We start from the raw sequence: 23,505 nt of genomic DNA on the forward strand, positions 1-23,505 counted from the left end.
GGACAATGATATGGTATACATAGAGTTAGTTATATCTAACTCCCTAAAAGGAGGATTACTATGAACTCAATTTTACTCGCGTTTCTTCTGACCCTGCTGGCTGGCCTCAGCACAGGAATCGGAAGCGGTATCGCGTTTTTAACCAAACATACAAACCGAAAATTTCTTTCCGTCAGTCTGGGATTTTCCGCAGGTGTCATGGTATACGTTTCCATGATCGAAATTTTTGTAAAAGCCCAGGATTCTCTGACTTCCGATCTGGGAGAAAAAATGGGGAACTGGATTACCGTCCTGTCTTTTTTTGGCGGAATGCTGCTCATCGCCCTCATTGACAAGCTGATCCCTTCCGAACAAAATCCCCATGAAGTAAAGTCGGTGGAAGAAGAAAGCAGAAAGCCGAAAAACCTTATGCGCATGGGAGTATTCACCGCCTTTGCCATTGCCCTTCACAATTTTCCGGAAGGGCTCGCTACCTTTGTCTCGGCCCTGCAGGATCCCGGCGTGGCAATTCCCATTGTCTGCGCCATCGCCATCCACAATATCCCGGAGGGGATCGCGGTTTCCGTACCCATCTATCACGCTACCGGTTCGAGAATCAAAGCCTTCCGCTACTCGTTCCTTTCCGGACTGGCAGAGCCGATAGGCGCTCTGGTGGGCTGGCTGGTACTGATGCCCTTTATGAACGACGTTATCTTCGGCGTAATTTTCGCGGGGGTCGCCGGAATCATGGTTTTCATTTCCTTTGATGAGCTGCTGCCTGCTGCCCGGGAATACGGCGAGCACCATCTTTCTATCTACGGTCTGATCTCCGGCATGGCGGTCATGGCCGTCAGTCTGCTGCTTTTCTTGTAAAAACAAGGGATTTAATTTTCATAAGTCCGGATAATCGTTTCCGCCACTTCGCTTCGCTTTGTGCAGCTGTCCATAGCGGACTTCTCAATATACCGGTGCGCCTGCGCCTCGCTCATATTCAGATGCTCCATCAGAACCAGCTTGGCCCGGTTTACAAGACGGATTTCTTCCATTTTCCGCTGGAGAGAGGAAGCCTCTTTTTCCAGCGCTCCCACTTTCCTGCGCATAGCGGCCAGCAGTCCGACAGCCTGGGAAGCCAGCACCCGGTTTACCGGTTTGGACAGCACTAAAACGCCGAATTTTCCCGCCTTTTCCGAAACCGGCCCGAAGAACTCCGATCGCACCAGCATCAGAACTCCCATATTGTGAGTATCTGCCGCCTGGATCGCGAACTGCGTTCCAAATTCATCTTTCAGCGGGGCGTTGATAATAAGGACGTCAACCGGCGATCGGAGAATGGTCCGTTTCGCCTCGCCGATTGAGGACACCGAGCCGATGGGTGAAAAAGAGGCGGACGGAAGAAGATCCCGCAGCAGATGCTCCGCCTTTTCACTTGAAGAGACGATCAGCACCCGGAGCCGCTTTTGTTCACGGTTCATCTTCCATCACCTCCTTTCCTGCTCCTTCCACGCCTATCCAATGAGAATTTCCGGCATATACCGCTTTATCAGTTCGCTCTGAGCCGCGCACAGTCTGGCTTCTTCCAATGTGGCCGGCAGTACGTCCAGCTGTGATGTCACTGCCGGAGCCGCCTTAAACAGATTTTCATCCAACGGCTTACGGAGCCGATAATTGTTTTGAACCCCTTCCATGCCCGCGTACAAAATCAGGGCGTAAGCAAGGTACGGGTTCGTCATCGGATCCGGAGATCGCAGTTCAAATCGTCTGTACTCGCCTTTTGCCGCCGGAATCCGGATCAGCTGCGAACGGTTTTCTGACGACCAGGTAATATACCGGGGAGCCTTTTTTTCACCAAGCCGCAGATAAGACTGGGGCATTGTGTTGAGATAGGCTGTAATCTCCCGCATCGACCGCAGAACTCCCTCAATGAAAGGATCCTGCACGTTTTTTTCTTGCGAGCTTTTTACGGAAACATTAATATGCAGGCCGTTTCCGCTTTCTCTGGCAAGAGGCTTTGGCGAAAAATCCGCGTAGAGACCGTCCTGCATGGCGATATTCTGGGCTACCGATTTAAAAATGACCGCGTTGTCCGCCGCTGTCAGAGTATCCCCGTAGCGAAAGTCAATTTCATTCTGCCCCGGCCCTTCTTCATGGTGAGAGCTCTCCGGCTGAATGCCCATTTCACTTAGGGTCAGGCAGATATTGCGCCGGACATTTTCTCCCCTGTCTTCGGGAGTAGAGTCCATATACCCGGCCCGATCCAAAGGAGTTCTGGTGGGATAGCCGTTCTCATCGGTTTCAAACAGATAAAATTCAAATTCCGAACCAAAGGAGCAGGAAACTCCCCGCTCTTTCGCGAATTCCACCGCTTTCTTCAGCAGCATCCGGCTGTCCCTGCAAAAAGGGGTTCCATCCGGATGATAAATATTACAGAACATCATGATAACCCGATCCTGTACCGATCTCCAGGGCACAACCGACAAAGTCGACGGATCCGGAATCAGGAACAGATCCGATTTCACTTCATCTGTAAAACCGTCAATGGCTGACGCGTCAAAAGAGATCCCGTATTCAAAGGCTCTTTCCAGTTCCGACGGCAAAATCGAAATATTTTTCTGTCTCCCCGCAAGATCACAGAAAACCAACCGGATAAAACTGACATCCTCTTCCTGGCAGTAAGACAACACTTCTTCTCGACGATACATAACGCTCCCCCGCTTCAAACGCTTTCATAAAATTCAAAAATATCAAAACTGTGTGCAGTGTACCACTTGAATCCATAGTTGTCAAGGCTGCCCATATGAGAAATCCCCTGAAAATTCCCTCTTGACAAACAAAATAAAAGGCCGTATACTTGACAACATAAAAAATACGGCAACAAGCGGCAAAGACGTCGCAGAGCAATCTGCGGGGTCTTTGTCTTTTTTTTGCGGCAAAGTACAAAACAGAAAGGAAGATGCAGCCATGAACACCATGACAAGTATGTTTGGCACCCATGTATTTAACGACACCGTAATGAGAGAGCGCCTGACAAAAGAAACTTATCAGCAGCTCCGAAAAACCATAAAAGAAAATCAACGCCTGAATCCTACCGTCGCCGACGCGGTGGCGGCCGCCATGAAGGACTGGGCGCTGGAAAAGGGCGCGACCCATTTTACCCACTGGTTCCAGCCCATGACCGGAATTACCGCGGAAAAGCACGACAGCTTTATTTCTCCTCTTGACGACAGTCGTGTAATTCCGGAGTTTTCCGGCAGCGAGCTGGTACAGGGCGAGCCGGACGCCTCCTCCTTTCCTTCCGGCGGGCTTCGCACTACCTTTGAAGCCAGAGGCTATACGGCCTGGGATCCGACTTCCTACGCGTTTATTAAGGGAAAAACGCTCTGCATTCCGACGGCTTTCTGCTCTTACAGCGGAGAAGCCTTGGATAAAAAGACGCCCCTTCTTCGCTCCATGGAAGCGATTAACCGACAGGCTCTTCGCATTTTAAAATTATTCGGAGATGAGGAAGCCATCTCTGTAAAGACAACCGTTGGGCCGGAACAGGAATATTTTCTGGTTGACAAAGACATGTTCCTCAAACGTCCGGATTTGATTTACACCGGCCGTACCCTGTTCGGCGCCAAACCGCCTAAAGGCCAGGAGCTGGATGATCATTATTTTGGAACCATTAAAACCAGGGTCGCCCGCTTTATGGACGAACTGAATCAGGAATTATGGAAGCTGGGCGTACTGGCGAAAACCCAGCACAACGAGGTGGCGCCCGCTCAGCACGAACAGGCTCCGATTTTCACAACCGCCAACATTGCCACGGATCACAATCAGCTGACCATGGAACTGATGCAGCGGATCGCCAAAAAACACGGTCTGGTCTGTCTGCTCCATGAAAAGCCCTTCGCCGGCGTAAACGGCTCCGGCAAGCACAACAACTGGTCTATTTCCACAGATACGGGAAAAAACCTTCTGGAGCCCGGCGACACGCCTCATGAAAACGCCCAGTTCCTGCTCTTCCTGTGCGCGGTCATCAAGGCGGTTGACGATTATCAGGATCTGATCCGCATTGCCGCCGCTTCCGCGGGCAACGACCATCGTCTGGGCGCCAACGAAGCCCCTCCGGCAATCGTTTCGATCTACCTTGGAGAACAGCTTTCCGAAATCCTTCAGGCCATTGAAAAAGGAGAGGAATACGGATGCAGGGAACAGGAAATCTGGAAGGTGGGCGTTCATACGCTTCCCCGCTTTCCAAAGGATGCGACAGACCGCAACCGGACGTCCCCCTTTGCCTTTACCGGAAACCGCTTTGAATTCCGGATGCTGGGTTCCTCCGACTCCATCGCCTGCATCAATATGATGTTGAACACCGCGGTCGCGGAAAGTCTGTGCCAATATGCCGACGCCCTTGAAGACAGCGATGATTTTTCCGAAACCCTCAATCAGTTAATCCGCGCTACGATTAAGGAGCACAAACGGATCCTGTTTAACGGCAACGGGTATGGCGAGGAATGGATTCGAGAAGCCGGAAAACGCGGCCTGCTCAACCTGAAAACCACACCGGACTGTCTTCCTTACTATACAAAAGAAAAAAACATCCAACTTTTTGAAAAGCATAAGGTTCTGACGGAAAAAGAAATTTACGCCCGTTATGAAATTCTGCTGGATACGTATAGCAAAACCCTCAATATCGAGGCAGTTACCATGACGGATATGGCAAAAAAAGATCTGCTGCCTGCCTATACCGCTTATGTGCGGGAACTGAGCGATACGGTCATAGCCAAAAAAGCCGCGGTGCCGGAGGCGGACTGCCGTTATGAAGAGGAACTGATCCGCACCATCTCCGGTCTGTGCGGCTGTATGTACCAGAACATACGCCAGCTGGAAGACGCGCTGATGAACGCGGAGCAGGGAAAAGACGATGAACTGCGGACCGCGATTTACTACCGGAATATCGTGCTGCCGGCGATGAACGAGCTGCGGATTACCGCGGATGAAATTGAAAATATGATGGATCGGAAGCATTACCCGTATCCTGGCTACGGGAAACTGTTATTCGGCATTCTATAAAAAGAAACAGATAAAAATCAAAGGAGATGAGAAACGATGTGTTCAATTATGGGATACTGCGGCGGGGAGCTTTCCATCGACGCATTTAAAGAAGGATTTGACCGGACCATTTCCAGAGGTCCGGATGAAACGCGAATGATCCGCCTGGAACATGTAGTTCTGGGATTTCACCGACTGGCGATTATGGGGCTGCAGCCGGAGGCCATGCAACCCTTTTCCCTTGACGGGGATTATCTGATCTGTAACGGAGAGATCTACGGCTTTCGCCCGATAAAAGAATCCCTGGAGGAAAAGGGTTATGTGTTCCGGAGCGAATCAGACTGTGAGGTACTGCTGCCCCTTTACCGCGAGCAGGGGCTTTCCATGTTCCGGCAGCTGGACGCGGAATTCGCCCTGATCCTCTATGACGCAAAACAGGATAAGCTGATTGCCGCAAGAGACCCGCTGGGAATCCGCCCTCTGTTTTACGGGAAAGACAAAAGCGGCGGTATGTTGTTCGCCAGCGAAGCCAAAAACCTGGTTGGGCTGTGTGACGAGATCCTTCCGTTTCCACCGGGCCATTGCTATGACGGAGAGCATTTTATCTGTTACCGTGATATCGCGGCAACCGAACCGGACTGTGCGGATGATGTAGAAACCATCTGTCTGAAAATCCATCACAAACTGATCGCCGCCATCGAAAAACGGCTTGATTCAGACACTCCGGTAGGCTTTCTCCTGAGCGGAGGACTGGACTCTTCCCTGGTATGCGCCATTTCCGCGCGGATTCTGAAAAAGCCGATCCGCACCTTTTCCATCGGTATGGATACGGACGCCATTGATTTGAAATATGCCCGTGAAGTGGCGGAATACATCGGATCGGAACATCAGGAGGTCATCATTACAAAGGAAGATGTGCTCGAAGCCCTGCCCCGGGTCGTTTCCATCCTGGGGACCTACGATATCACAACGATCCGCGCCAGCATCGGCATGTATCTTGTCTGCAAATACATTCACGAAAACACCGATATTCGCGTCCTTTTGACGGGTGAAATTTCAGACGAGCTGTTCGGCTATAAATATACGGATTTCGCGCCGGACCCCCGGGCCTTTCAGGAAGAATCCAAAAAACGGATCCGGGAAATCCATATGTACGACGTCCTGCGGGCAGATCGGTGCATCTCCGTAAACTCCATGGAAGCCAGAGTTCCTTTTGGGGACCTGGATTTTGTGGAATATGTCATGAGTATCGATCCGGAGAAGAAAAGGAACACCTACGGCATCGGAAAATATCTGCTCCGCCATGCTTTTGAAGGTTCCTATCTTCCTCATTCGATTCTGACGCGTGAAAAGGCGGCCTTTTCCGACGCGGTGGGTCATTCTATGGTAGATGACCTGAAAGCGTACGCCGAAAGCAGGTACAGCGATTCGGAATTCGAAGAAAAGCGGCAGAAATACACGTTTGTCCCGCCTTTTACCAAGGAATCCCTGCTGTACCGGGAGCTGTTTGAAACTTATTACCCGGGTCAGGCCCGGATGGTCAAAGATTTCTGGATGCCCAACAGAGACTGGGCGGGATGCGATGTCTCCGATCCGTCCGCCCGTGTGCTTTCCAACTACGGATCCAGCGGTAAATAGCTGCGGAATGCCGACATTTTCGTCTTTTCCCGGCAAACAGAAACAAAACTTTAACATTTCCATGCTATAATCAATTTAAACTGCGGGAAATACCGGCTGACGCCGGATCTGGCGCAAAGGAGGGAATGGACATGTTTCAAATTTTAGTCGTGGAAGACGAGACAGCATGGACGGATTTAACACAATTATCGATTATTTCAGTTTTCGTAATCCAGAAATACAGCGGCCAGGCGCCGGCAATTCCGGAAATACTGCAGATTCCGATCAGGAGCCCCTTCAGGAAAAACCTTCCCTGCAAGATCAGCACGCAGCACATGCCTGTACCAAAGACAAGGCAGCCGGCGTTCCCGGCTGCCAGGGATAAAATCATGTCCTTTCGGTTCCACTTTCTGATACCCATTGACAACACCATCCTCGATCTTCTTGTACCCGGATACAACGTGCTCCGCGATTTTGTCATTTGCTTTTACGAGCTTTGATTTTGCCACTTTTACTACCTCCTGTCTCTTTTCAAAATTACGTTGATTATTCGGTCAGTCCTCTGCAAAGCGGGATCAGTCCCAACAGCAGCAGAATCCCTACAATACCGATCAGAATTCCCGGGAGCATCATACCCCAGACCGTCACCAGGCACATGCACATGCCGATTGCAAACAGCAGTCCGCCGATGGTTCCCAGAATAAGTGACACAAAATTCTTCTTTTTCATCTTCTTTTCCTCCAGCAATCTTTATCTTATGGCTGTATTTTAAGTCCGGCATGTTAGCGAATTGCTTTGGAATTGTTTTGGAATTATTAAAATATAGGAACGGATAAGCTCCGTTAGTCCAAAAATCGGTTTTTGTATCCCGGATGGCCGAAAAGAGCCTGGTGGATACAAAAGTTATGGGTCTGAAGAGATGTGTTTATCAGAAATACAGAAAAACCGGCGATTTGCCAAAAGACGCCTTCCTCTAACGGGGAACTTTTGTATCCACCAAGCCAGGTTTAAAGGCTTTGGCTACAATTCGGCGCTCGGCTTCCTCCTTTCCGATCGAAACTTCGCGGTCCCGTTAACTTTCCCTACCTTCCAGCCTGCCTATATGATAAAATGAAAAGAAAAAAGAGGTTGTTTTTATGGAACTGAATTTTGAGGGTATTCTAATCGGAATCGCTTCTCTTCTGATTATCGGACTGTTTCATCCGATTGTAATTAAATGTGAATACTATTTTTCCCAGCGCGTCTGGCCGCTTTTCCTCATCGCGGGACTATTACTGCTTGCCGCCGCTCTTTTTGTGCAGGGGCTTTTTTCCATTCTCCTTGCTTTGGTTGGCGTTGCCTGCCTGTGGAGTATCCGGGAAATCAAAGAACAGGCCCAGCGGGTAGCGAAAGGGTGGTTTCCGAAAAACCCCAATCGGAAAAGATAGAAGATTTGGGGTAGAAAAGTCTTCCAGTGGCGCACCGGAGAAACAACGAAAAAAGGAGTGAGGCAGATGAAACGCTGCATTGTAGCGTCCGATATAGCCGTATAACTTAGAGCTAATTCATTGGGAGGATAAATATGACTATATCGGAGAAAAAAATATACCCCCGCGCAAACGACCGGGAAACCGTATATCTGAAACACGTTATCACAAACCCGAATATCATAGTCGGTGATTTCACGATGTACAACGACTTTGTCCGAGATCCGCGGGATTTTGAAAAAAACAACGTATTATATCACTTTCCGATCAATCGTGACCGACTGATTATGGGAAAATTCTGTTCCATTGCCTGCGGCGCGAAATTTCTTTTTACCAGCGCCAATCATACACAGAAATCCTTATCCACTTATCCCTTTCCCATTTTCTTTGAGGAGTGGGATCTGGACGTAGAGGATATCACAAGCGCATGGGACAGGAAAGGCGACATTATCATCGGCAATGACGTCTGGATCGGCTATGAAGCGGTCATCATGTCCGGCGTAACCATCGGAGACGGTGCCATTATTGGCGCCCGATCGGTTGTGACAAAAGACATACCGCCCTACACAATCGTAGGCGGCGTTCCCGCCAGACAAATCCGCCGCCGCTTTTCAGAAGAAACCATCGCTGCCCTTCTGGAACTGAAATGGTGGAACTGGCCAAGGGAAAAGATCGCCCGGAAAATAGAGGCTATAAAGAATGGTGATATGAAAGCATTGGTATAAACAGCGTTTTTTCACATTCTGAAAAAAAGTGCGCGGATTCCGTCTCTTTGTCAGACTTTACGGAAATCCGCGCACTTTTGTATTTCTTATTTGCGTTTGTACCCGGTAATAAACGCCAGGAAAAAACAAATCGCGCCCGCCCAGGCCCAGAATTTATGCTGCTTCATCGTTTCTCACTCCTTTGATTTCTGTTCACTATCAATAGTAACAGCCTGCGAGCGCTTTCGTCAATTTTCGCCGCTTTAGCTGATAAATTTTATCAGTTATTCCTCCCGCGGCTCCTTTCCGTTAAATCGCCGGTAAACCTGAATCCATGTCCAGGCGGCGAAAACGCAGATTCCCGGCCAGAAGATCCAGGAGTAAAGCAGCATGATTCCCCAGAGGCTTCCGGCGAACAGAAAGAGGAAATACGAAATCACCAATAGCAGATAAAACCCGCACTTCCAGAGCATTTTCCAGTAAAATCGCTTGTCCCCATATTGTTTCGCAAGCAGCATACAGGCTCGGAACACGAGCAGGACGGTAACGATCGATACCAGCCATACCGTCAGTTCCAGAACAATCAGCGGCCAACCTCCATCGTCTACGTCCGCCAGCAGGCACTGAATCAGCTTCACCTCCAATGCCAGGATCACAATCCAAGAAATTGCGGCAGCTTTAAACGGAGTTTTGAAAACAGCCACTCTGTCTTTGAGCCGCATCAGTCCCAGACAACTGAAACCGCCTCCAATCCACAGAAAGCCGCCGAACCCCGCGGACATAGGCCAGATATGAATATACCCCGCGTCCGGCACAAACAGTTCGGTTACAGCCGCTTCATAAAAAATCCAGCCGAACAGCCCCTGCACAATCAGACCTGCCGCTGCCATCACCAGACCTTTCAGCCGCAAGCCGTCTCCGGTCACATTCAGAACCGGTCCTGTCCGCGCCTCCGTTTTTCGCAGCCCTTTTTCCAGAGACGGAATTTCCGCCCAGAAACGCACGCCGTCTTCTTCATTCTCGCAGCCATAACTGCCACCGTGCATCAGACAGGCATTCCGGACAATCGCAAGTCCCAGTCCGCTGCCGCCCTCATCGCTTTTTCTCGCCTCGTCGCTGCGGTAAAAGGAATTCCAGATTTTTTTCATTTCACTGGAGGAAACAGGCTGCCCCTGATTTTTCACGGAAATCCGGACGCCTTTTTGTCCCTGCGTTACGTTCAGTTCAATGAAGCCTCCGGCTTTCGTATGGCGCAGAGCGTTCGAAAGAAAGTTGGAGAGAATTTTAGAGATCAGCCGTTTATCCGCTACAATCCTATCCGTCGGCGGAAGGTCCCGATTGAGCCGGACGCCTTTCCGTTCAGCCGGAGTTTCCATCCGATCCGCCAGATGTTCTGCCAGTTCACTGACAGACAAACTGCTGAGCTCCATGGGGTAAGTTCCCGCTTCCATTTTGGAAAGATCCAGCATACTGACCACTGCCTCATTCATGGAATCCGCTTCCTCAAGAATAGTAACGGTATACTGTTCCCGCTTTTCCGGCGAAGGCTCTTCTAACAGCACTTCCCCGTAATTTTTAATAATTCCCAATGGGGTTTTCAGATCGTGAGCCATGGAATCCATCATGCGGCGGCGTTTTTTCTCTGTTTCCCACTGCCGTTCCAGCACTTTGTTATGCCCGCCGAGCAGAATGCCTCCAATGATGACACAAATCGCGGCGCCGAACAGATAAAACGTCTTCATTTGAGAAAGCGCATAGCTGAGCGGCCTCGCTTCCGCCCCGTACAGCAGTACCGCATTTCCGGGGAGAGCATCCTCCAATCCTTTCACCTCAAGACTCGTCCATTGATAATTGGAACTGTTCCCGCCCGGGATTTCTTCACTGCTCGCTCCCTGCTTTACCCTCTCCTGAAGCTCCGCTATGTACTCCCGCAATACCTTCGGCGGTTTTTCATCTCCGCGATCCCGGTCGCCCGCCAGAATTCCTTCCGAACCGAGGATCTGAATATCCTGAATACTCGTTGCCCGTAGCGTTTTTCCATTGCCCTGATAGGCGGTTTGCATCTCTGCTTTTTCGGAACGTTCATTTTCGAGTTCGAGTTTCGTCGGGAAGAAAAACCACCCTTCCCTGTACCCCTTTGCCGTTTCAACCCAGATGGACTCATTCTTTTTCAGCACAGATTCCAGTTCTTTCATCTGACCATCATCAAAGACATCCGCAAAAACAATCGTGGTTCCCAGACGGGAAAAGGGAGCGGACAGCAGAACCGGCGTCTGCGGTCGCAGTTCTTCCAGCGACTGAATCACGCCGTTCTTCTCTTTTCCAACATACAGCTGGACATCAAAGTCTACTCCCATCCGCTTAAACTCCGGCCGTTTCATAAACCGGTAATACCGCATCACCGCCGCGGCCTGCGCCCAGTTAAACCCGTTCCGGTACTCCGTGCTTTCCGGATTCACATCAATACAGCCGCGCACTTCGGCCGCGATATCCTCCACCTGCTTTCTCGACTTGTCGAGTACCTGATCCGCGTAATGATCCGCATACGTAACTGTCGCAATCGCCATCAGAACGATACCGAGCAGAGCCAGCGCCGCGATCGTCCGCGCCGCAAAGGAAAACCGTCCCTTCTCTTTATTCATATTTCTCCTCCTGAAACTTGTACCCCACCTTTACAATCGTGCGGATGCACCCGGCCCTGTCACCGAGAGCATGCCGCAGTTTTTTAATGGTGGTGTCCACAACCCTGTCATAGCAGAAGATGTCTTCTCCCCAGACCTGATCCAGGATCTGCTGCCTTGTAAGAATCCGGTTCTGATTTCGCATCAGATACACCAGGAGGTTATATACTCTGGGAGGCATGGAAACAGGCTCCCCGTCAACCTGCACTTCCCGGGTCTCCAGATTCACTAGGATCCCTTCCGCTCTCAGTTCTCTGCCCGCATCCGCTCCTTTCCTGCGTTTGAGCAACGCGCAGACCCGGGCGTGGAGCACGGGAAGAGAAAAGGGCTTTATAACATAATCATCCGCCTCCAGCTGAAATCCCCGCAGCTGATCTTCTTCCGATGTCCGCGCGGTCAGAAAGAGAATTGGAACGTCCTTCTTCCCGCGGATTTTCCTGCATGCCTCAAACCCATCCATATTGGGCATCATAACATCCAGCAGGATCAGATCAAAGTCCCGTTTTTCCGCCAGATGTACAGCTTCCTCACCGTCCGCGGCTTCCCACACCTCAAATCCTCGTTTCACAAAAAATTCCTTCACAATAAAACGCAGCTTTTCCTCATCTTCCGCTATTAACAGGCTATACACAATACACTTACCTCCTGTATCTTTATTCTACAAATCCTTGTGTCCTTTTTATGTCTTTTTCCCTGCAGGCATGATTTTCCTTTCAGCATACAGTCAGTATAGCATACTTTCACCCAAATAGAACTCAGCTTGGAGTAGCTTCCCTCTGTCTATCTGTAATTTTATAAACTGGTATTTCTTCCATCAAAATATACATTTTTTTACAAAAATGTATAGATTTATAATTCCACTCATGCTATAATATACAGACCCAAAGGACTTAATAAAATTCAGTCTAAATTCATATTGACTTTTTTGGAAGCATCCGGCTATAATAAATTATAGAATTTAGTTACGTTGCATATTATATTACGGATCATACTCCGGTGTCCTACGGGCCCGGGGTTTTTTATTACGAAAGAAAAGTATGGATAAAATTTTTTGTACAGTAGATTCCCAACTGCATAAGTTAAAATCCAGAGGGATGATTATCTCCGACAGCCGCCGTGCGAAACGTATTATTGAGAAGTCCTTTCGGTATAATCTGAAACCCAACAGTATTCCAACCATGCCTTTACATAAAATGACGAATATCCCTATAAACGCTGGAAACAACCCAGTTTGTGGAAAAAATGACTTATTTGCGATCGTCATCATTTTCAGAATTATACTTTCGAAAAGCTCTTTTAACAAATTCTTTCCCGCACTCCAAGAGCAAATTCAAATTCTATCACACAATTTATCAACCATTTCTGTTGATATGGTATTATCTCAAATGGGATTTCCTTTAAACTGGCAGGAAATTCAATCTTTATAGCCCTCTATCTCATTTGTGGATAGCGTTGTTCAGGGCAGGCATGAATTTCCGTTCTCCCGTCCATAATAAATACCAGGAAAGAGAGGAACACCGATTTGTCTGTCTACGAAATGCTGCTCTCCGCCGCCATCGGCATGGGAACCGGGATTCTTTCCGGATGGCTGTCCGGAGTCATTGTTACGCGTTATTACCGCAGTCTGGATCAAAAACAGGAACAGCGCGTCCTGCACATTAAATATCTGGAAGATACTGCCGCCCATCTGCTGCGGGTACTCAATGAACTGGATTTGCTGACTCATAAGGACGGGCCTGCTGATTATGAAAATCTGCTGCGGGAAATCGGGATCATTCAGATTTCCCGCGGAAAACTGGATGATTCCGATCCGACCGCGGCCCTGATTTTAGAAAAAAACGATATGCTCTCCGAAATCGAGCACGATCTCAAGGAAAATCATCTTGACCTGCAGCAGGCATCCCTGCGCCTCATCAAACTGTCTGTCCGGCTGATGGACGCGACCGACGCCTACCGGAAACAGAATTTGTGAACGCTCCCAAAAAACAAAAGACCGCCGCTCAAAAAGGCGGCAGTCCTGATAAAAGTATGCTCTATTCGTTTACAAACGCCTTATAAATCGCCCGAATGGAAGTTTCCAGAGCATCGTTTTCCACGCCAACGATAATATTCATTTCGCTGGAACCCTGGTCGATCATGCGGATATTGACGCCTGCCTCCGCCAGTGCGGAAAACAGTTTTGCCGAAACTCCCGGACGGGAGGACATTCCGTATCCGACTGTGGCGATCAGAGCAATATGCTCGATGACATCGATATTATCCGGCTTAAGCTGCTGTTTGAATTCTTCAACAATCTCATCCAGCCTGCCGTCAACGCTTTCGCTGGAAATTACGACGGATACCGTATCAATTCCCGTTGGAAGATGCTCCAGAGAAATATCGAAATCCTCTAAAATTCCCGCGATTCTTCTGACAAATCCCCGTTCATCGCTGAGCATGTTTTTATACAGGGCGATAACGATGAAGTCTTTGCTTCCGGCGATTCCCGTGATAATCTGTCCGTCTTCCAACGGTCCCGCTTCCGCGGTAATAAGGGTTCCCTCGTCCTGCGGCCGGTTGGTGTTGCGGATATTGATCGGAATGTCGGCGATACGGGCCGGGTAGATCGCGTCTTCGTGAAGAACCGTAGCTCCCATATAGGAAAGTTCTCTCAGCTCTTTATAGGAAATCGTACTGATGGGTTTGGCGTCTTCCACAATCCGCGGATCCGCCATCAAAAATCCGGAAACATCGGTCCAGTTTTCATAAACATCGGCCTCTACCGCTCTTGCTACCAGCGCGCCGGTAATATCCGATCCGCCCCGGCTGAAGGTTTTAATGTTGCCATCCGGCGTGCTCCCGTAAAAGCCGGGAAGCACGGCTCTTTCGTGTTTCGCCAGTTCCGCTTTCAAAGCCTGATCCGTCTCTTCCGCAAGCAGTTTTCCCTTTTCATTAAAGTGAATCAGCGGCGCGGAGTCCACAAAATCGTAACCCAGATAAGCGGCGATGAGAATCGCGTTCAGATATTCGCCTCTGCTGGCTACATAATCCGCGGTCGTTCCCTTTTCCAGATTTTCTTTGATCTCATCCAGGTATTTCTGAATATTCACCTGCACCTCCAGGTTTACTTCCGTCACTTTGTAGCGGTCACACACCACCTGGTACAGCTGCTCGTACGGCAGATTGTGCTCAATATGCGTTTTGCAAAGATACAGCAGATCTGTAACCTTCGTGTCTCCGTCAAACCGTTTTCCCGGAGCGGATACAACAATATATTTCCGATCCGGATCCGCCTCGATAATCTTTTTTGTCTTACCGATCTGAATGGCGTCCGCTACGGAAGAACCGCCGAATTTTGCTACTTTTATTCCCACTTCAATCATTCCTCCTCGATGTAGTGCTTACATTCCTGTTTTCAGACTATGCGTCTGCCGCGTATTTTGCTCTTTTCCGCCCCTCTTTAAATTCCCGCGCTCTGTTTCAGCGCCTGTGCCTTGTCCGTCTTTTCCCACGGCACGTCGATATCCGTTCTCCCAAAATGACCGTAAGCGGCAAGCTGCCGGTAAATCGGTCTTCTCAGATCCAGATCCCGAATAATCGCCGCCGGTCTCAGATCAAAGTGCTCTTCCACAAGCTGAGCCAGCTTTTCATCCGACACTTTTCCGGTTCCAAAAGAATCGACCAGGATTGACACCGGTTTTGCCACGCCGATGGCGTATGCCAGCTGAATCTCGCATTTGTCCGCAAGTCCTGCCGCCACAAGGTTCTTCGCCGCGTATCTCGCCGCGTAAGCCGCGGAACGGTCTACCTTTGTCGGATCTTTTCCGCTGAAGGCTCCGCCGCCGTGACGGGCATAGCCTCCATATGTATCGACAATAATCTTTCTTCCGGTCAGGCCGGAATCGCCGTGAGGACCTCCGATTACAAACTTTCCGGTCGGATTCACATAATACTTTGTATTCTCATCAAGGAGCTGCGCCGGTACAATCGGTTTAATAACCTGTTCGATAATATCCCTGCGGATCTGCTCCTGAGTCACGTCCGGATCATGCTGGGAAGAAACCAGTACCGTATCAATGCGCGCCACCTTGTCATCATCGTATTCGACGGTCACCTGCGTTTTTCCGTCCGGTCTCAGATAAGGCAGCAGTCCCGCTTTTCTCACTTCCGTCAGACGTCTCGCCAGCTTGTGAGCCATGGCGATAGGCATCGGCATCAGCTCCGGCGTCTCATTGCAGGCAAATCCGAACATGATTCCCTGGTCGCCGGCTCCCGTTTCCTCCGCTTCATCTGCCAGAGAGCCTTCCTTATATTCCAGCGCTTTGTCAACTCCCATAGCGATGTCGGGGGACTGCTCATCGATGGCGGTCAGCACCGCGCAGGTATTGCCGTCAAACCCGTAGTCGCTCTTTGTATATCCGATATCGCAGATTACGTTTCTGGCGATTTTCTGAATGTCAATATAACAGTCTGTCGTGATCTCTCCCATCACCATGGCGTATCCGGTATTGACCGTAGTTTCCGCGGCTACCCGCCCATAAGGGTCCTGTTCGAAAATCGCGTCCAGAATCGCGTCCGAAATCTGGTCGCAGATTTTATCCGGATGACCTTCTGTTACCGATTCCGATGTAAAAAACTTTTTCATATTCTCCTCCTGTTCCTATAGAATCCTTATGTTATGAAAAAACCTCTTCCGAAAAGAAGAGGTCTGATTTTCATCATGTTTCCTCATCTTTCAGAATAAACTATTCTGTAGGATTTAGCACCTTTTCTGTTTTCGAGAAACATCTAGGTTGCCGGGCTTCACTGGGCCTATTCCCTCTGCCGCTCTTAATAAGGATTTCTATTATTTCATTTTCTACCTCTTTTATTATAGCGGATTTCAGTCGCTTGTCAATAGCGGATTCTGAAAGCGATTGCCCTTGGCTTTTGTCCTACTTGTAATTTTCTAAAAATAGGTTATACTTGTATGTATGAAATTTATTAAGAGGTGTCCAATTGACCAGACCAACATTTACTGTAATTGAAGGCGGCCTTTCCGTCCCGAAAAATGCTGAAGAAAAAAAATTTGTGGGAGCTTATATCACCGACACCCGTCTTATGGGAGTAACCGGTCTTTATATCCATTGGAAGCTTTCTGAGCGTTCTTCTGATTTCCATCAGTTCTTTTATTTTGATGCGGAGGAATATGGTTTTGAAACTTATAAGAGCATTCTGGGAAACGATGTCGAAGAAATCGCGTCTATTGAGCAAGCTCTCATTGGTGGCCTTGGAGGACGCAAGGTAGAACTTACACAGCGGGAAGCCCGTTATCTGATCAGTCAGTACGCGCGCTTTAATAACCGCCATGGACTTCCCCTTCCGGAGGGCAGGGAGGAATACGGATTTCTCCTTGAAAATGAAACAGTCCTGAATCCCAATGAACAGAAAATACTAAACAGAAAGCAGTGTGACGAAATTGTTTCCGATTATCAGGCAATCAATTATTTTTTGATGCGCTGCTTTGGCCACGACTACGAAGCCGCTTCCTGGCTGTGCGATGGAAAATTCCCCCTGGATATTTACGCGGAGCACAAGCCCGCCACCCTGTGTAAAAATACAATTGATGAAGATGAATATGAACCGGGCAGCTATCTGTGTGAATCCCTCATTGAATATGACGATCATTACATGCTCCTGATTTCGGAAGTCACTGTAAAAAACAACCGCATCACCTCCTTTGAGAAGTGTTCCGGTTTTCCGGTAAGTTCGGCGGAAGCCGCGATGATGCTGTCACGGGCGGAATTCGTAACGGTCTACGAAGTTCTGATGCCGCCTGAAGAATTCGGCGCCGCCTTAGGGCAAATGACTCTTGGAAGCATGACAACCTCACATGAAAACGGAAAGCTGTTCCTTGCGTTCAACAAGAACAATAACCATGTGAACAAGCGGGTATTCCGTCTCAGTGAGGATGTTTTCGGCTTGTATTATATTACGGATTTCGGACAGCTGATCGTTTCTTCCTACAGCCTTCCCGGAATCCACGCTCTGGAACGGGATCTGCGAAAAAGTGTGCTGGCCCCTTATCTAATGGCAACCGCCAAGTATGAATTCAAAGAACCTGTGCTCTATGAGTTCATCCAGAGCGACTTTGAGGATTTTAACGAATTTCTCGATTTTATACGGAATGAATAAGCATTTCAAATATCTTTTTGCTGATCTTTTTGACTGCTCCGCGGCTGATATTGGAAACAACGGTCACATGCGCGTCAAGCTGCGGACAGATCCAAAAGCTGGCACGGAATCCATCGTCGGTTCCCTCATGTCCATAAATTTCATAGCTTTCCTGCCTGCGCAGAAACCACCCCAGTCCCATTCCTTCTCCATTATTGGGAACCGTCGCGTAACTGGTCCAGATCTCGTTATACCGCTCTTTCGGAAAGAGGGCCCTGTCAAGATGGACCTTCGCCCACCTGGCCAGATCGGAAAGATTGCTGGTAAGCGTTGAACTTGGTCCATGCTCCCGGTTATACGGATAGTGAACCTCCTTTACAATCCGCTTCTCCGAATCCTTGGTATGAGGCATAGCAAGACCCGCCTGGCTCAGATCATCCAGCGCAAGACTTCCCCCAGTCCGCTCAAAAGTCAAAAACGTGGAAGCTTCCATACCCAAAGGCTCTAAGAATTTTTTCTTCATATAGGCCTCATAGCTCATACCGGACCGCTCGGCAATCATCAGTCCCAAAAGCTCATAGGCCATATTGCTGTAGCGGAAACGTCCTTCTGACGGGGACCAGAGCATTCGGGATTCCCGGACCTCCCGGCTCGTGGCGTAGTCTTTCAAAGCCGCCTCATCTGTTCTCGGTGTGTCCCAGTGATAATCCTCTACATCCGCCATTCCCGAAGTATGGGTCAGCATATGGCGTACCTGGATTTCCGCCACCCGGTCATCCGCAATATCCACATAAGGCAGCACGTCCCGCAGCCGATCCTCCAGGCTCAGTTTCCCCTCTTCACAGAGAGCCAAAATCCCCGCTGACGTGAAAAGCTTGGAAACCGAAGCCATATGAAAGACATGCTCTGGCTTTAACGGTTCCTTTGTTGTAATATCCTTTACTCCTGCCGCGCCTTTGTAATTCAGTCCCGCAAGGGCGCGGGGCCCATTTTCTCCCACTTCCGCCGATACGGCGAGCCCCGGCAGATCAAAGAGGCACAAAGCCTCCCGCATATAAGAATCCAGCTGATTTATTATATTTTTCATTGCGTGGAATATCCTCCCTGGTTTATAATCTTAAAGTGAAATTCATTATATCATAAGGTGAGGAGATAAGATATGCAATATCGTACATTTGATAAAACCGGACAGAAAATTTCTCTTTTAGGCATGGGGACCATGCGCCTTCCAGTAACGGAAGACGGCCAAGTGGATCGTGAGGCCGCCATTTCCATGATCCGTCATTCCATCGATGAGGGGATTAATTATGTGGATACCGCCTACATGTACCACGATGGAGAAAGTGAAAAAATAGTCGGCCAGGCTCTAAAGGACGGATATCGCGAAAAAGTTCTTCTCGCGGATAAAATGCCCGTATGGCTGGCAAAAGATGAGGAGGCCATGCGCAGTATATTTGACGAACAGTTCGCGCGGCTGGAGGTGGATGTCATTGATATGTACCTGGTCCATAATGTAACCGTACCAGTATGGAAACGGGCGCAGAAGTTTCATCTGATGGACTTTCTGGAAGAAAAGCGGGCAGAAGGAAAAATCCGTCATATCGGCTTTTCTTTCCACGATCAGCTTTCCCTTTTTAAAGAGGTCATTGATTCCTATCCTTGGGATTTCTGCCAGATTCAGCTAAACTATATGGATAAAGAATTCCAGGCGGGCGAAGAAGGCCTTCATTACGCGGCGGAAAAAGGGATCCCGGTCATCATTATGGAACCGCTGAAAGGCGGAAAGCTCACAGACACTCTGCCTCCCAGTGTAAAAGCCCTCTGGAAACAGGCAGAGATTCAGCGCACTCCGGCAGAATGGGCGCTTCGCTGGGTTGCGAATCATTCCGAAATTTTGACCATCCTCAGCGGGATGAGCGCTCCTGAGCAACTGGAAGAGAATCTGCGAATTCTTTCCCAGGCAAAGCCGAACAGCCTTACAGAAAAGGAACTTTCCATCATTGATCAGGTGTCCTCCGAATACAACCGGCTGATTCAATATTCCTGCACATCCTGCAAATACTGCATGCCGTGCCCGAAAAAAATCGATATTCCTACAGCCATCCGCTTTTACAACGAATGGTTCCTCTATGAGGGAAATCCGAAAATCAAGGCGGACTATCCCAACTGGCTGGTCAAAGACAGGCAGCCTGGAGACTGCATAGCCTGCAAAGCCTGTGAAGACCACTGTCCGCAGCATCTTCCCATCAGTGAAATCATGAAAAAAACCGCGGAAATCTTTGAATAGCCAGTTATTCCTCCGGATAAATATATCCTTTTGGTTTGCTGTGCCAGGGCTTTCCACAGTGAAAAACAACAGGCGCTCTCTGCTTTTCAACGCCCCATCCGGATTCCGAGATAAGAAGAGGCTCCACCTGCTCCACAATACCCACATGTGTTTCATAACAGGCGATTGCGCCTCTTTTCGGGCTGGTTCCATAAGGATACCAGCCTTCTTTCTGGTTCGTTTCCCACCAGGTACCCGCATCTCCCAAAAATACATGAGGAAGCTTTCGCCCCGCGATCTCGCAGGCCCTTCCCCATGCGTACCAGGTACAGTTCCCTGTAATATATCCGCCCTTTACTTCGTAATAGGGAGCCAACTCAGGATAGAAGGGGTTAACGGTTGATTCATAGTAATACTGGGCTCCGCTGTCTTCCGCTTCCGGCGCCTTTACCCGGATTCCGGCCGTCTGCTTTGAAGACGCGGCCATACCGCAAAATAAAAAGACTGCGGCCAGAAGCAAAACGCCTGCCGCAATTCTCTGTTTCATAAAATCCGCCATACCGATTCCTTTCCGTGCTGGTCCATTCTATGCGGATTACCTCCGAATTATCCCTACAATCGAAAAAAGGAACTGCCAGGTTGATGTGGTAGTTCCTTTCTCTATTAGCAAATATCAAATTGTTTATTTTTCAATCAGATCCATCAGCTTTTGCTCATTGACCATATCTGCGTATTCCGAATCCATTTCACGGATTCCGGCAGGAAATTCATATTTTGCCAGCCGTTCTACAAACGGATCCGGATCAAAGTGCTCAGGTCCCCATGCTCCCGGATCCTTCCAGATACCTTTTGCTACCAGTTCCATCATAATAACCGGACCTACCGCCGTTTGGGCTACAACAGAGTTAGTCGTGTATTTTTCGATGCAGTCCTGATTATCTGCTACCTGATACAGATACACGGATCTATATTTTCCGTCTTTCCATCCTGTTACCCAAGTTCCGGCGCATCCCTTTCCGGTCATGGTCATAGTCGCGTCTACCGGGCTGGGAATAACTTTGCAGACAAAGTCTCTCGGAGTAATTTCGCTGTCTCCCACCTTGATCTTCGTCCTCTTATCAGACAGACCGTATTCCTTCAGAACCAACAGCTTCTTTCTGAAATCAGCGGGAACGCCGTATTTAAAGGTACAGCGGTTGCAGTCGATTTCTCTTGGAACCAGGACAACCTCTTCGTGTTCAACGTTAATTACCTCCACATCGCCGATTCCGCCTGGGAAGTTGAAAATTTCCGGCTCCGAGAAGTTTTCCGTACAGAACCAGTGTCCCTGCGGATATTCTTCGTTCTTTTCCCAGATAACCGGCGGCTGCAGACATTCTTCAATTGTCGTCCATACGGAGAATCCAAAGTCAGAATCCGTATTTCCATAATTGTCGCCGTCTCTTACGTTTACCTCGTCAATCTTGTCAAAGAGGTGTTTTTCCGCGTATTTCGCGAAAACATCCGCCATGCCGGGCTCTACTCCGGAGCCGCACAAAGCAATCTGACCAGAAGCTTCCCATTCTTTCTGCTTCGCGAACTGATAATCTCCCAATTTGATGTTCGACAGTTCATAGGGTTTCTCCGGATGCTCCGTACCCAGTGTCAAAGCGCAGTCCAGATACCCGATTCCAATCTCGAGGCATGTGTCGAAAATCGTCGCGTTCATCCGCGGGTCACATGCGTTCATGGCAAACGTAATGCCATGTTTTTTTACGACTTCTTTAATGCTTTCGGCATCCATCGCGTTGATCTGTTCTGGGATAAATTTTCCTCCGCCGCAGATTTCATTAGCGACTTTCTTTGCCCGTTCAAAGTCATAATCGGAAACAACTACTTTTTCCGCCCAGTCTGCTTCCGCGCCTCTTCTTTCTATAATTTTTGCCGCAGAGGTGCCAACTCCGCCTGCTCCGATAATCAATAGTTTCATCTTCTCAACCTCCAAACATTTCTTCTTCAACACCACATTCTTTTTTGACAATTCAATGTTATCAAAGTAGTCTGAAAGTTTCAACAATTGGTTTGCGTTAAAACCATACTAATTTGCTGTTATTTTTTGTCAACCAGCAACAATTCGGCGCTGAACCCTTTTAGCGTGGACCGCAAGCTGAGGGTATCCGAGCTGGTAAGCTGCCCGAACTCAATAACCGGAAGAGAGGTCCATTGGCGGATCAGCTCTTCTCGCCTGCTGTAGATAGCGCGCGGTCGTACTACATCTTCCAGATCTGAAATCACTTTATTCTGAAACATCTTATATCTGGAAACCTTAAACTCACCCGACAGGCCGGAGCAGCGGATCAGAAATTCCATCTCTTCATCATATTTTTTGATGATATCATAGGTGACTTCTTTGCTGTTTGTACTCTTCAGAGCCGCCTCTACCACTTCGCTGAAATTGTAGACCAAAATACTGAGATTCTGCAAATTCCCCGGATACTTGGACGCGGTTGTCACAATATAGTTTCGCCCCGAGGCGATAATCGTTTCCCCCAGACTCCGAAGAAGCTCGTAAGGACCGGTCATCGGCTTCATGTTCTCCCTCTCCATCAGTTCCTTCAGTTCCCAGGTCATCTCCCTCGCGGCCGTGTATTCTTCCTGCATATTCACATTGACAATCACAGGATTGGCTTTCTGCTTGTTGATATAATCGGTATACACACCTTTTACCTGTTTCCGGATCGCTTCTTCTATTTCGGAAGGCGTGCTCCTGGTATATTTAGCGGCAGTTTCTCTGCTGATCACTTTTCCGGTAAACTGCTTCCGATATTCCAGAGGATGCATACCGTACCAGGTTTCAAAATGCTTAATATAATAACGAACCGCGGAAAATCCCGTTTCTTCCGCGATAGCTCCGATTTTCTTGTTTGTCCCAAGCAACAGTTTTTCAGATTCCTCCACGCGAATAAAGCTCAGGAGATCCTGAAAGCTTAAGCCGGTAGCTTCTTTGATTACATGGGACAGGTAATAGATGCTCAGATGCTCTCTGCTGGCGATCTCGTTCAGAGTCAGCTTGCGCGAATAGTTGTCATACATGTAATCTGTAATTCGGTTCAGTCTTCCCGCCAGAATCTTATTCCCCTTGTTCTTCGCTTCATTGACAAATTTCCCATCTTCCATGACAAAGTACTGAAAATCGGACATCAGACAGGCGATGAGATTATGGGTACTTTCTATGACTTTGTGTTCGTATCCATATCCCTTCTGAAGGATCTCCATCATGATCCGTGCCAGAATGTTTCTCAGAATTTCCAGGCTTTCGTCACTGTCATCATCCATATCTGTAACAAAAAAATTATTCTTCAGGTTATCGTAGTACTTGGAAAAGTAACTTAAATCCAGCTGGAGCATCATCACCATATTCTTCTCGCCGGTATTTGTAAAGCTATGCATTTCCCGATCATTGAGAATAAAAATATCTCCCTGCTTCAGAGTATAGGTATAATACCCGTTCCGCAGGATTACGGTTCCCTCCAGAACATAAACCACCTCCATATCGTCGTGAAAGTGGATTGGATATTCTTCGATATTGGCGACCACTACATTGACCGGCAGTTCATCCTTATAAATACTCTTTTCCTTAAGCAACT

General features: G+C 48.7%; 21 protein-coding genes and 1 riboswitch. Of the genes, 10 read left to right on the forward strand and 11 right to left on the reverse strand.

Going from position 1 to position 23,505, the window contains the following annotated elements; translation table 11 throughout:
* Nucleotides 1-60 precede the first annotated feature (60 nt).
* A complete protein-coding gene (gene zupT / locus H9L42_RS13310) occupies nucleotides 61-852 on the forward strand; it encodes a zinc transporter ZupT (protein ID WP_187303898.1) in 792 nt (263 codons plus the stop codon).
* An 11-nt stretch (nucleotides 853-863) separates the two neighbouring features.
* Here the strand turns inward: zupT and H9L42_RS13315 are convergent, their stop codons facing one another.
* Together H9L42_RS13315 and H9L42_RS13320 are read right to left on the reverse strand one after the other, a co-directional pair.
* A complete protein-coding gene (locus H9L42_RS13315; RefSeq protein WP_187303899.1) occupies nucleotides 864-1,451 on the reverse strand; it encodes an ANTAR domain-containing response regulator in 588 nt (195 codons plus the stop codon).
* 33 nt (nucleotides 1,452-1,484) lie between these two features.
* The gene (locus H9L42_RS13320; RefSeq protein ID WP_187303900.1) at nucleotides 1,485-2,678 is read right to left on the reverse strand and encodes a glutamine synthetase family protein; all 1,194 of its coding nucleotides are present in this window, start codon (nucleotides 2,676-2,678) and stop codon (nucleotides 1,485-1,487) included.
* Nucleotides 2,679-2,937: 259 nt separating this feature from the next.
* Between H9L42_RS13320 and H9L42_RS13325 the strand changes: the two genes are divergently transcribed.
* From H9L42_RS13325 to H9L42_RS13335, 3 genes are all read left to right on the forward strand, one after another.
* A complete protein-coding gene (locus tag H9L42_RS13325) occupies nucleotides 2,938-5,034 on the forward strand; it encodes a glutamine synthetase III family protein (RefSeq protein WP_187303901.1) in 2,097 nt (698 codons plus the stop codon).
* Between the two features lie 36 nt (nucleotides 5,035-5,070).
* Nucleotides 5,071-6,651, forward strand: coding sequence for an asparagine synthase B (asnB, locus tag H9L42_RS13330; protein ID WP_187303902.1), 1,581 nt, complete (start codon nucleotides 5,071-5,073; stop codon nucleotides 6,649-6,651).
* 131 nt (nucleotides 6,652-6,782) lie between these two features.
* The gene (locus H9L42_RS13335) at nucleotides 6,783-7,130 is read left to right on the forward strand and encodes a hypothetical protein (RefSeq protein ID WP_187303903.1); all 348 of its coding nucleotides are present in this window, start codon (nucleotides 6,783-6,785) and stop codon (nucleotides 7,128-7,130) included.
* A gap of 46 nt (nucleotides 7,131-7,176) precedes the next feature.
* On the opposite strand, the gene H9L42_RS13340 is transcribed toward H9L42_RS13335, so the two are convergent.
* Entirely contained in the window at nucleotides 7,177-7,359 is a 183-nt protein-coding gene (locus tag H9L42_RS13340) for a hypothetical protein (protein ID WP_187303904.1), read from the reverse strand.
* A 407-nt stretch (nucleotides 7,360-7,766) separates the two neighbouring features.
* On the opposite strand from H9L42_RS13340, the gene H9L42_RS13345 reads away from it, so the two are divergent.
* Complete coding sequence (locus H9L42_RS13345; protein WP_187303905.1) at nucleotides 7,767-8,057, forward strand: DUF4491 family protein; 291 nt, start codon at nucleotides 7,767-7,769, stop codon at nucleotides 8,055-8,057.
* Nucleotides 8,058-8,191: 134 nt separating this feature from the next.
* Nucleotides 8,192-8,821, forward strand: coding sequence for a CatB-related O-acetyltransferase (locus H9L42_RS13350; protein ID WP_187303906.1), 630 nt, complete (start codon nucleotides 8,192-8,194; stop codon nucleotides 8,819-8,821).
* A 263-nt stretch (nucleotides 8,822-9,084) separates the two neighbouring features.
* On the opposite strand, the gene H9L42_RS13355 is transcribed toward H9L42_RS13350, so the two are convergent.
* Both H9L42_RS13355 and H9L42_RS13360 read right to left on the reverse strand, forming a co-directional pair.
* Nucleotides 9,085-11,442, reverse strand: coding sequence for a sensor histidine kinase (locus tag H9L42_RS13355; protein ID WP_187303907.1), 2,358 nt, complete (start codon nucleotides 11,440-11,442; stop codon nucleotides 9,085-9,087).
* Nucleotides 11,435-12,112 carry a response regulator gene (locus H9L42_RS13360; protein ID WP_207734983.1) on the reverse strand — a complete coding sequence of 226 codons (678 nt, stop codon included), beginning with the start codon at nucleotides 12,110-12,112 and terminating at the stop codon, nucleotides 11,435-11,437. Before H9L42_RS13360 ends, H9L42_RS13355 begins: the two co-directional genes overlap by 8 nt.
* Nucleotides 12,113-12,518: 406 nt before the next feature.
* Between H9L42_RS13360 and H9L42_RS13365 the strand changes: the two genes are divergently transcribed.
* Entirely contained in the window at nucleotides 12,519-12,908 is a 390-nt protein-coding gene (locus tag H9L42_RS13365) for an Abi family protein (protein WP_187303908.1), read from the forward strand.
* 95 nt (nucleotides 12,909-13,003) lie between these two features.
* Nucleotides 13,004-13,453 (forward strand): hypothetical protein, encoded by a 450-nt coding sequence (locus H9L42_RS13370; protein WP_187303909.1) that lies wholly within the window; start codon nucleotides 13,004-13,006, stop codon nucleotides 13,451-13,453.
* Nucleotides 13,454-13,514: 61 nt separating this feature from the next.
* Here H9L42_RS13370 and H9L42_RS13375 read toward each other — a convergent pair whose 3' ends face one another.
* Nucleotides 13,515-14,834: an aspartate kinase gene (locus tag H9L42_RS13375; RefSeq protein ID WP_187303910.1), complete on the reverse strand. Its 1,320-nt coding sequence runs from the start codon at nucleotides 14,832-14,834 to the stop codon at nucleotides 13,515-13,517.
* Nucleotides 14,835-14,920: 86 nt separating this feature from the next.
* Nucleotides 14,921-16,105: a methionine adenosyltransferase gene (metK, locus tag H9L42_RS13380; protein WP_187303911.1), complete on the reverse strand. Its 1,185-nt coding sequence runs from the start codon at nucleotides 16,103-16,105 to the stop codon at nucleotides 14,921-14,923.
* Nucleotides 16,106-16,185: 80 nt separating this feature from the next.
* A riboswitch (SAM riboswitch) is annotated at nucleotides 16,186-16,300 on the reverse strand.
* A gap of 158 nt (nucleotides 16,301-16,458) precedes the next feature.
* Between metK and H9L42_RS13385 the strand changes: the two genes are divergently transcribed.
* A complete protein-coding gene (locus H9L42_RS13385; RefSeq protein WP_187303912.1) occupies nucleotides 16,459-17,634 on the forward strand; it encodes a hypothetical protein in 1,176 nt (391 codons plus the stop codon).
* Here the strand turns inward: H9L42_RS13385 and H9L42_RS13390 are convergent.
* A complete protein-coding gene (locus H9L42_RS13390) occupies nucleotides 17,618-18,700 on the reverse strand; it encodes a serine hydrolase domain-containing protein (RefSeq protein ID WP_187303913.1) in 1,083 nt (360 codons plus the stop codon). The two genes, H9L42_RS13385 and H9L42_RS13390, sit on opposite strands and share 17 nt — an antisense overlap.
* A gap of 72 nt (nucleotides 18,701-18,772) precedes the next feature.
* Between H9L42_RS13390 and H9L42_RS13395 the strand changes: the two genes are divergently transcribed.
* Nucleotides 18,773-19,900 (forward strand): aldo/keto reductase, encoded by a 1,128-nt coding sequence (locus H9L42_RS13395; protein ID WP_187303914.1) that lies wholly within the window; start codon nucleotides 18,773-18,775, stop codon nucleotides 19,898-19,900.
* Nucleotides 19,901-19,904: 4 nt separating this feature from the next.
* On the opposite strand, the gene H9L42_RS13400 is transcribed toward H9L42_RS13395, so the two are convergent.
* The 3 genes from H9L42_RS13400 to H9L42_RS13410 all read right to left on the reverse strand — a co-directional run bounded on the left by H9L42_RS13400 (nucleotide 19,905) and on the right by H9L42_RS13410 (nucleotide 23,503).
* Nucleotides 19,905-20,426, reverse strand: coding sequence for a CHAP domain-containing protein (locus H9L42_RS13400; RefSeq protein ID WP_187303915.1), 522 nt, complete (start codon nucleotides 20,424-20,426; stop codon nucleotides 19,905-19,907).
* A gap of 135 nt (nucleotides 20,427-20,561) precedes the next feature.
* Nucleotides 20,562-21,848 (reverse strand): saccharopine dehydrogenase family protein, encoded by a 1,287-nt coding sequence (locus tag H9L42_RS13405; protein ID WP_187303916.1) that lies wholly within the window; start codon nucleotides 21,846-21,848, stop codon nucleotides 20,562-20,564.
* Between the two features lie 119 nt (nucleotides 21,849-21,967).
* Complete coding sequence (locus tag H9L42_RS13410; RefSeq protein WP_187303917.1) at nucleotides 21,968-23,503, reverse strand: helix-turn-helix domain-containing protein; 1,536 nt, start codon at nucleotides 23,501-23,503, stop codon at nucleotides 21,968-21,970.
* Between the last annotated feature and the right edge of the window lie 2 nt (nucleotides 23,504-23,505).

This window comes from Zhenpiania hominis, assembly GCF_014333425.1.
GTDB lineage: Bacteria > Bacillota > Clostridia > Peptostreptococcales > Anaerovoracaceae > Hominibacterium > Hominibacterium hominis.

Bases quoted from the DNA above. Each gene is read 5' to 3' on its own strand.
- zupT (WP_187303898.1), top strand. From the start codon at position 61: ATGAACTCAATTTTACTCGCGTTTCTTCTGACCCTGCTGGCTGGCCTC.
- H9L42_RS13315 (WP_187303899.1), bottom strand. From the start codon at position 1,451: ATGAACCGTGAACAAAAGCGGCTCCGGGTGCTGATCGTCTCTTCAAGT.
- H9L42_RS13320 (WP_187303900.1), bottom strand. From the start codon at position 2,678: ATGTATCGTCGAGAAGAAGTGTTGTCTTACTGCCAGGAAGAGGATGTC.
- H9L42_RS13325 (WP_187303901.1), top strand. From the start codon at position 2,938: ATGAACACCATGACAAGTATGTTTGGCACCCATGTATTTAACGACACC.
- asnB (WP_187303902.1), top strand. From the start codon at position 5,071: ATGTGTTCAATTATGGGATACTGCGGCGGGGAGCTTTCCATCGACGCA.
- H9L42_RS13335 (WP_187303903.1), top strand. From the start codon at position 6,783: ATGTTTCAAATTTTAGTCGTGGAAGACGAGACAGCATGGACGGATTTA.
- H9L42_RS13340 (WP_187303904.1), bottom strand. From the start codon at position 7,359: ATGAAAAAGAAGAATTTTGTGTCACTTATTCTGGGAACCATCGGCGGA.
- H9L42_RS13345 (WP_187303905.1), top strand. From the start codon at position 7,767: ATGGAACTGAATTTTGAGGGTATTCTAATCGGAATCGCTTCTCTTCTG.
- H9L42_RS13350 (WP_187303906.1), top strand. From the start codon at position 8,192: ATGACTATATCGGAGAAAAAAATATACCCCCGCGCAAACGACCGGGAA.
- H9L42_RS13355 (WP_187303907.1), bottom strand. From the start codon at position 11,442: ATGAATAAAGAGAAGGGACGGTTTTCCTTTGCGGCGCGGACGATCGCG.
- H9L42_RS13365 (WP_187303908.1), top strand. From the start codon at position 12,519: ATGGATAAAATTTTTTGTACAGTAGATTCCCAACTGCATAAGTTAAAA.
- metK (WP_187303911.1), bottom strand. From the start codon at position 16,105: ATGAAAAAGTTTTTTACATCGGAATCGGTAACAGAAGGTCATCCGGAT.
- H9L42_RS13390 (WP_187303913.1), bottom strand. From the start codon at position 18,700: ATGAAAAATATAATAAATCAGCTGGATTCTTATATGCGGGAGGCTTTG.
- H9L42_RS13395 (WP_187303914.1), top strand. From the start codon at position 18,773: ATGCAATATCGTACATTTGATAAAACCGGACAGAAAATTTCTCTTTTA.
- H9L42_RS13400 (WP_187303915.1), bottom strand. From the start codon at position 20,426: ATGAAACAGAGAATTGCGGCAGGCGTTTTGCTTCTGGCCGCAGTCTTT.
- H9L42_RS13405 (WP_187303916.1), bottom strand. From the start codon at position 21,848: ATGAAACTATTGATTATCGGAGCAGGCGGAGTTGGCACCTCTGCGGCA.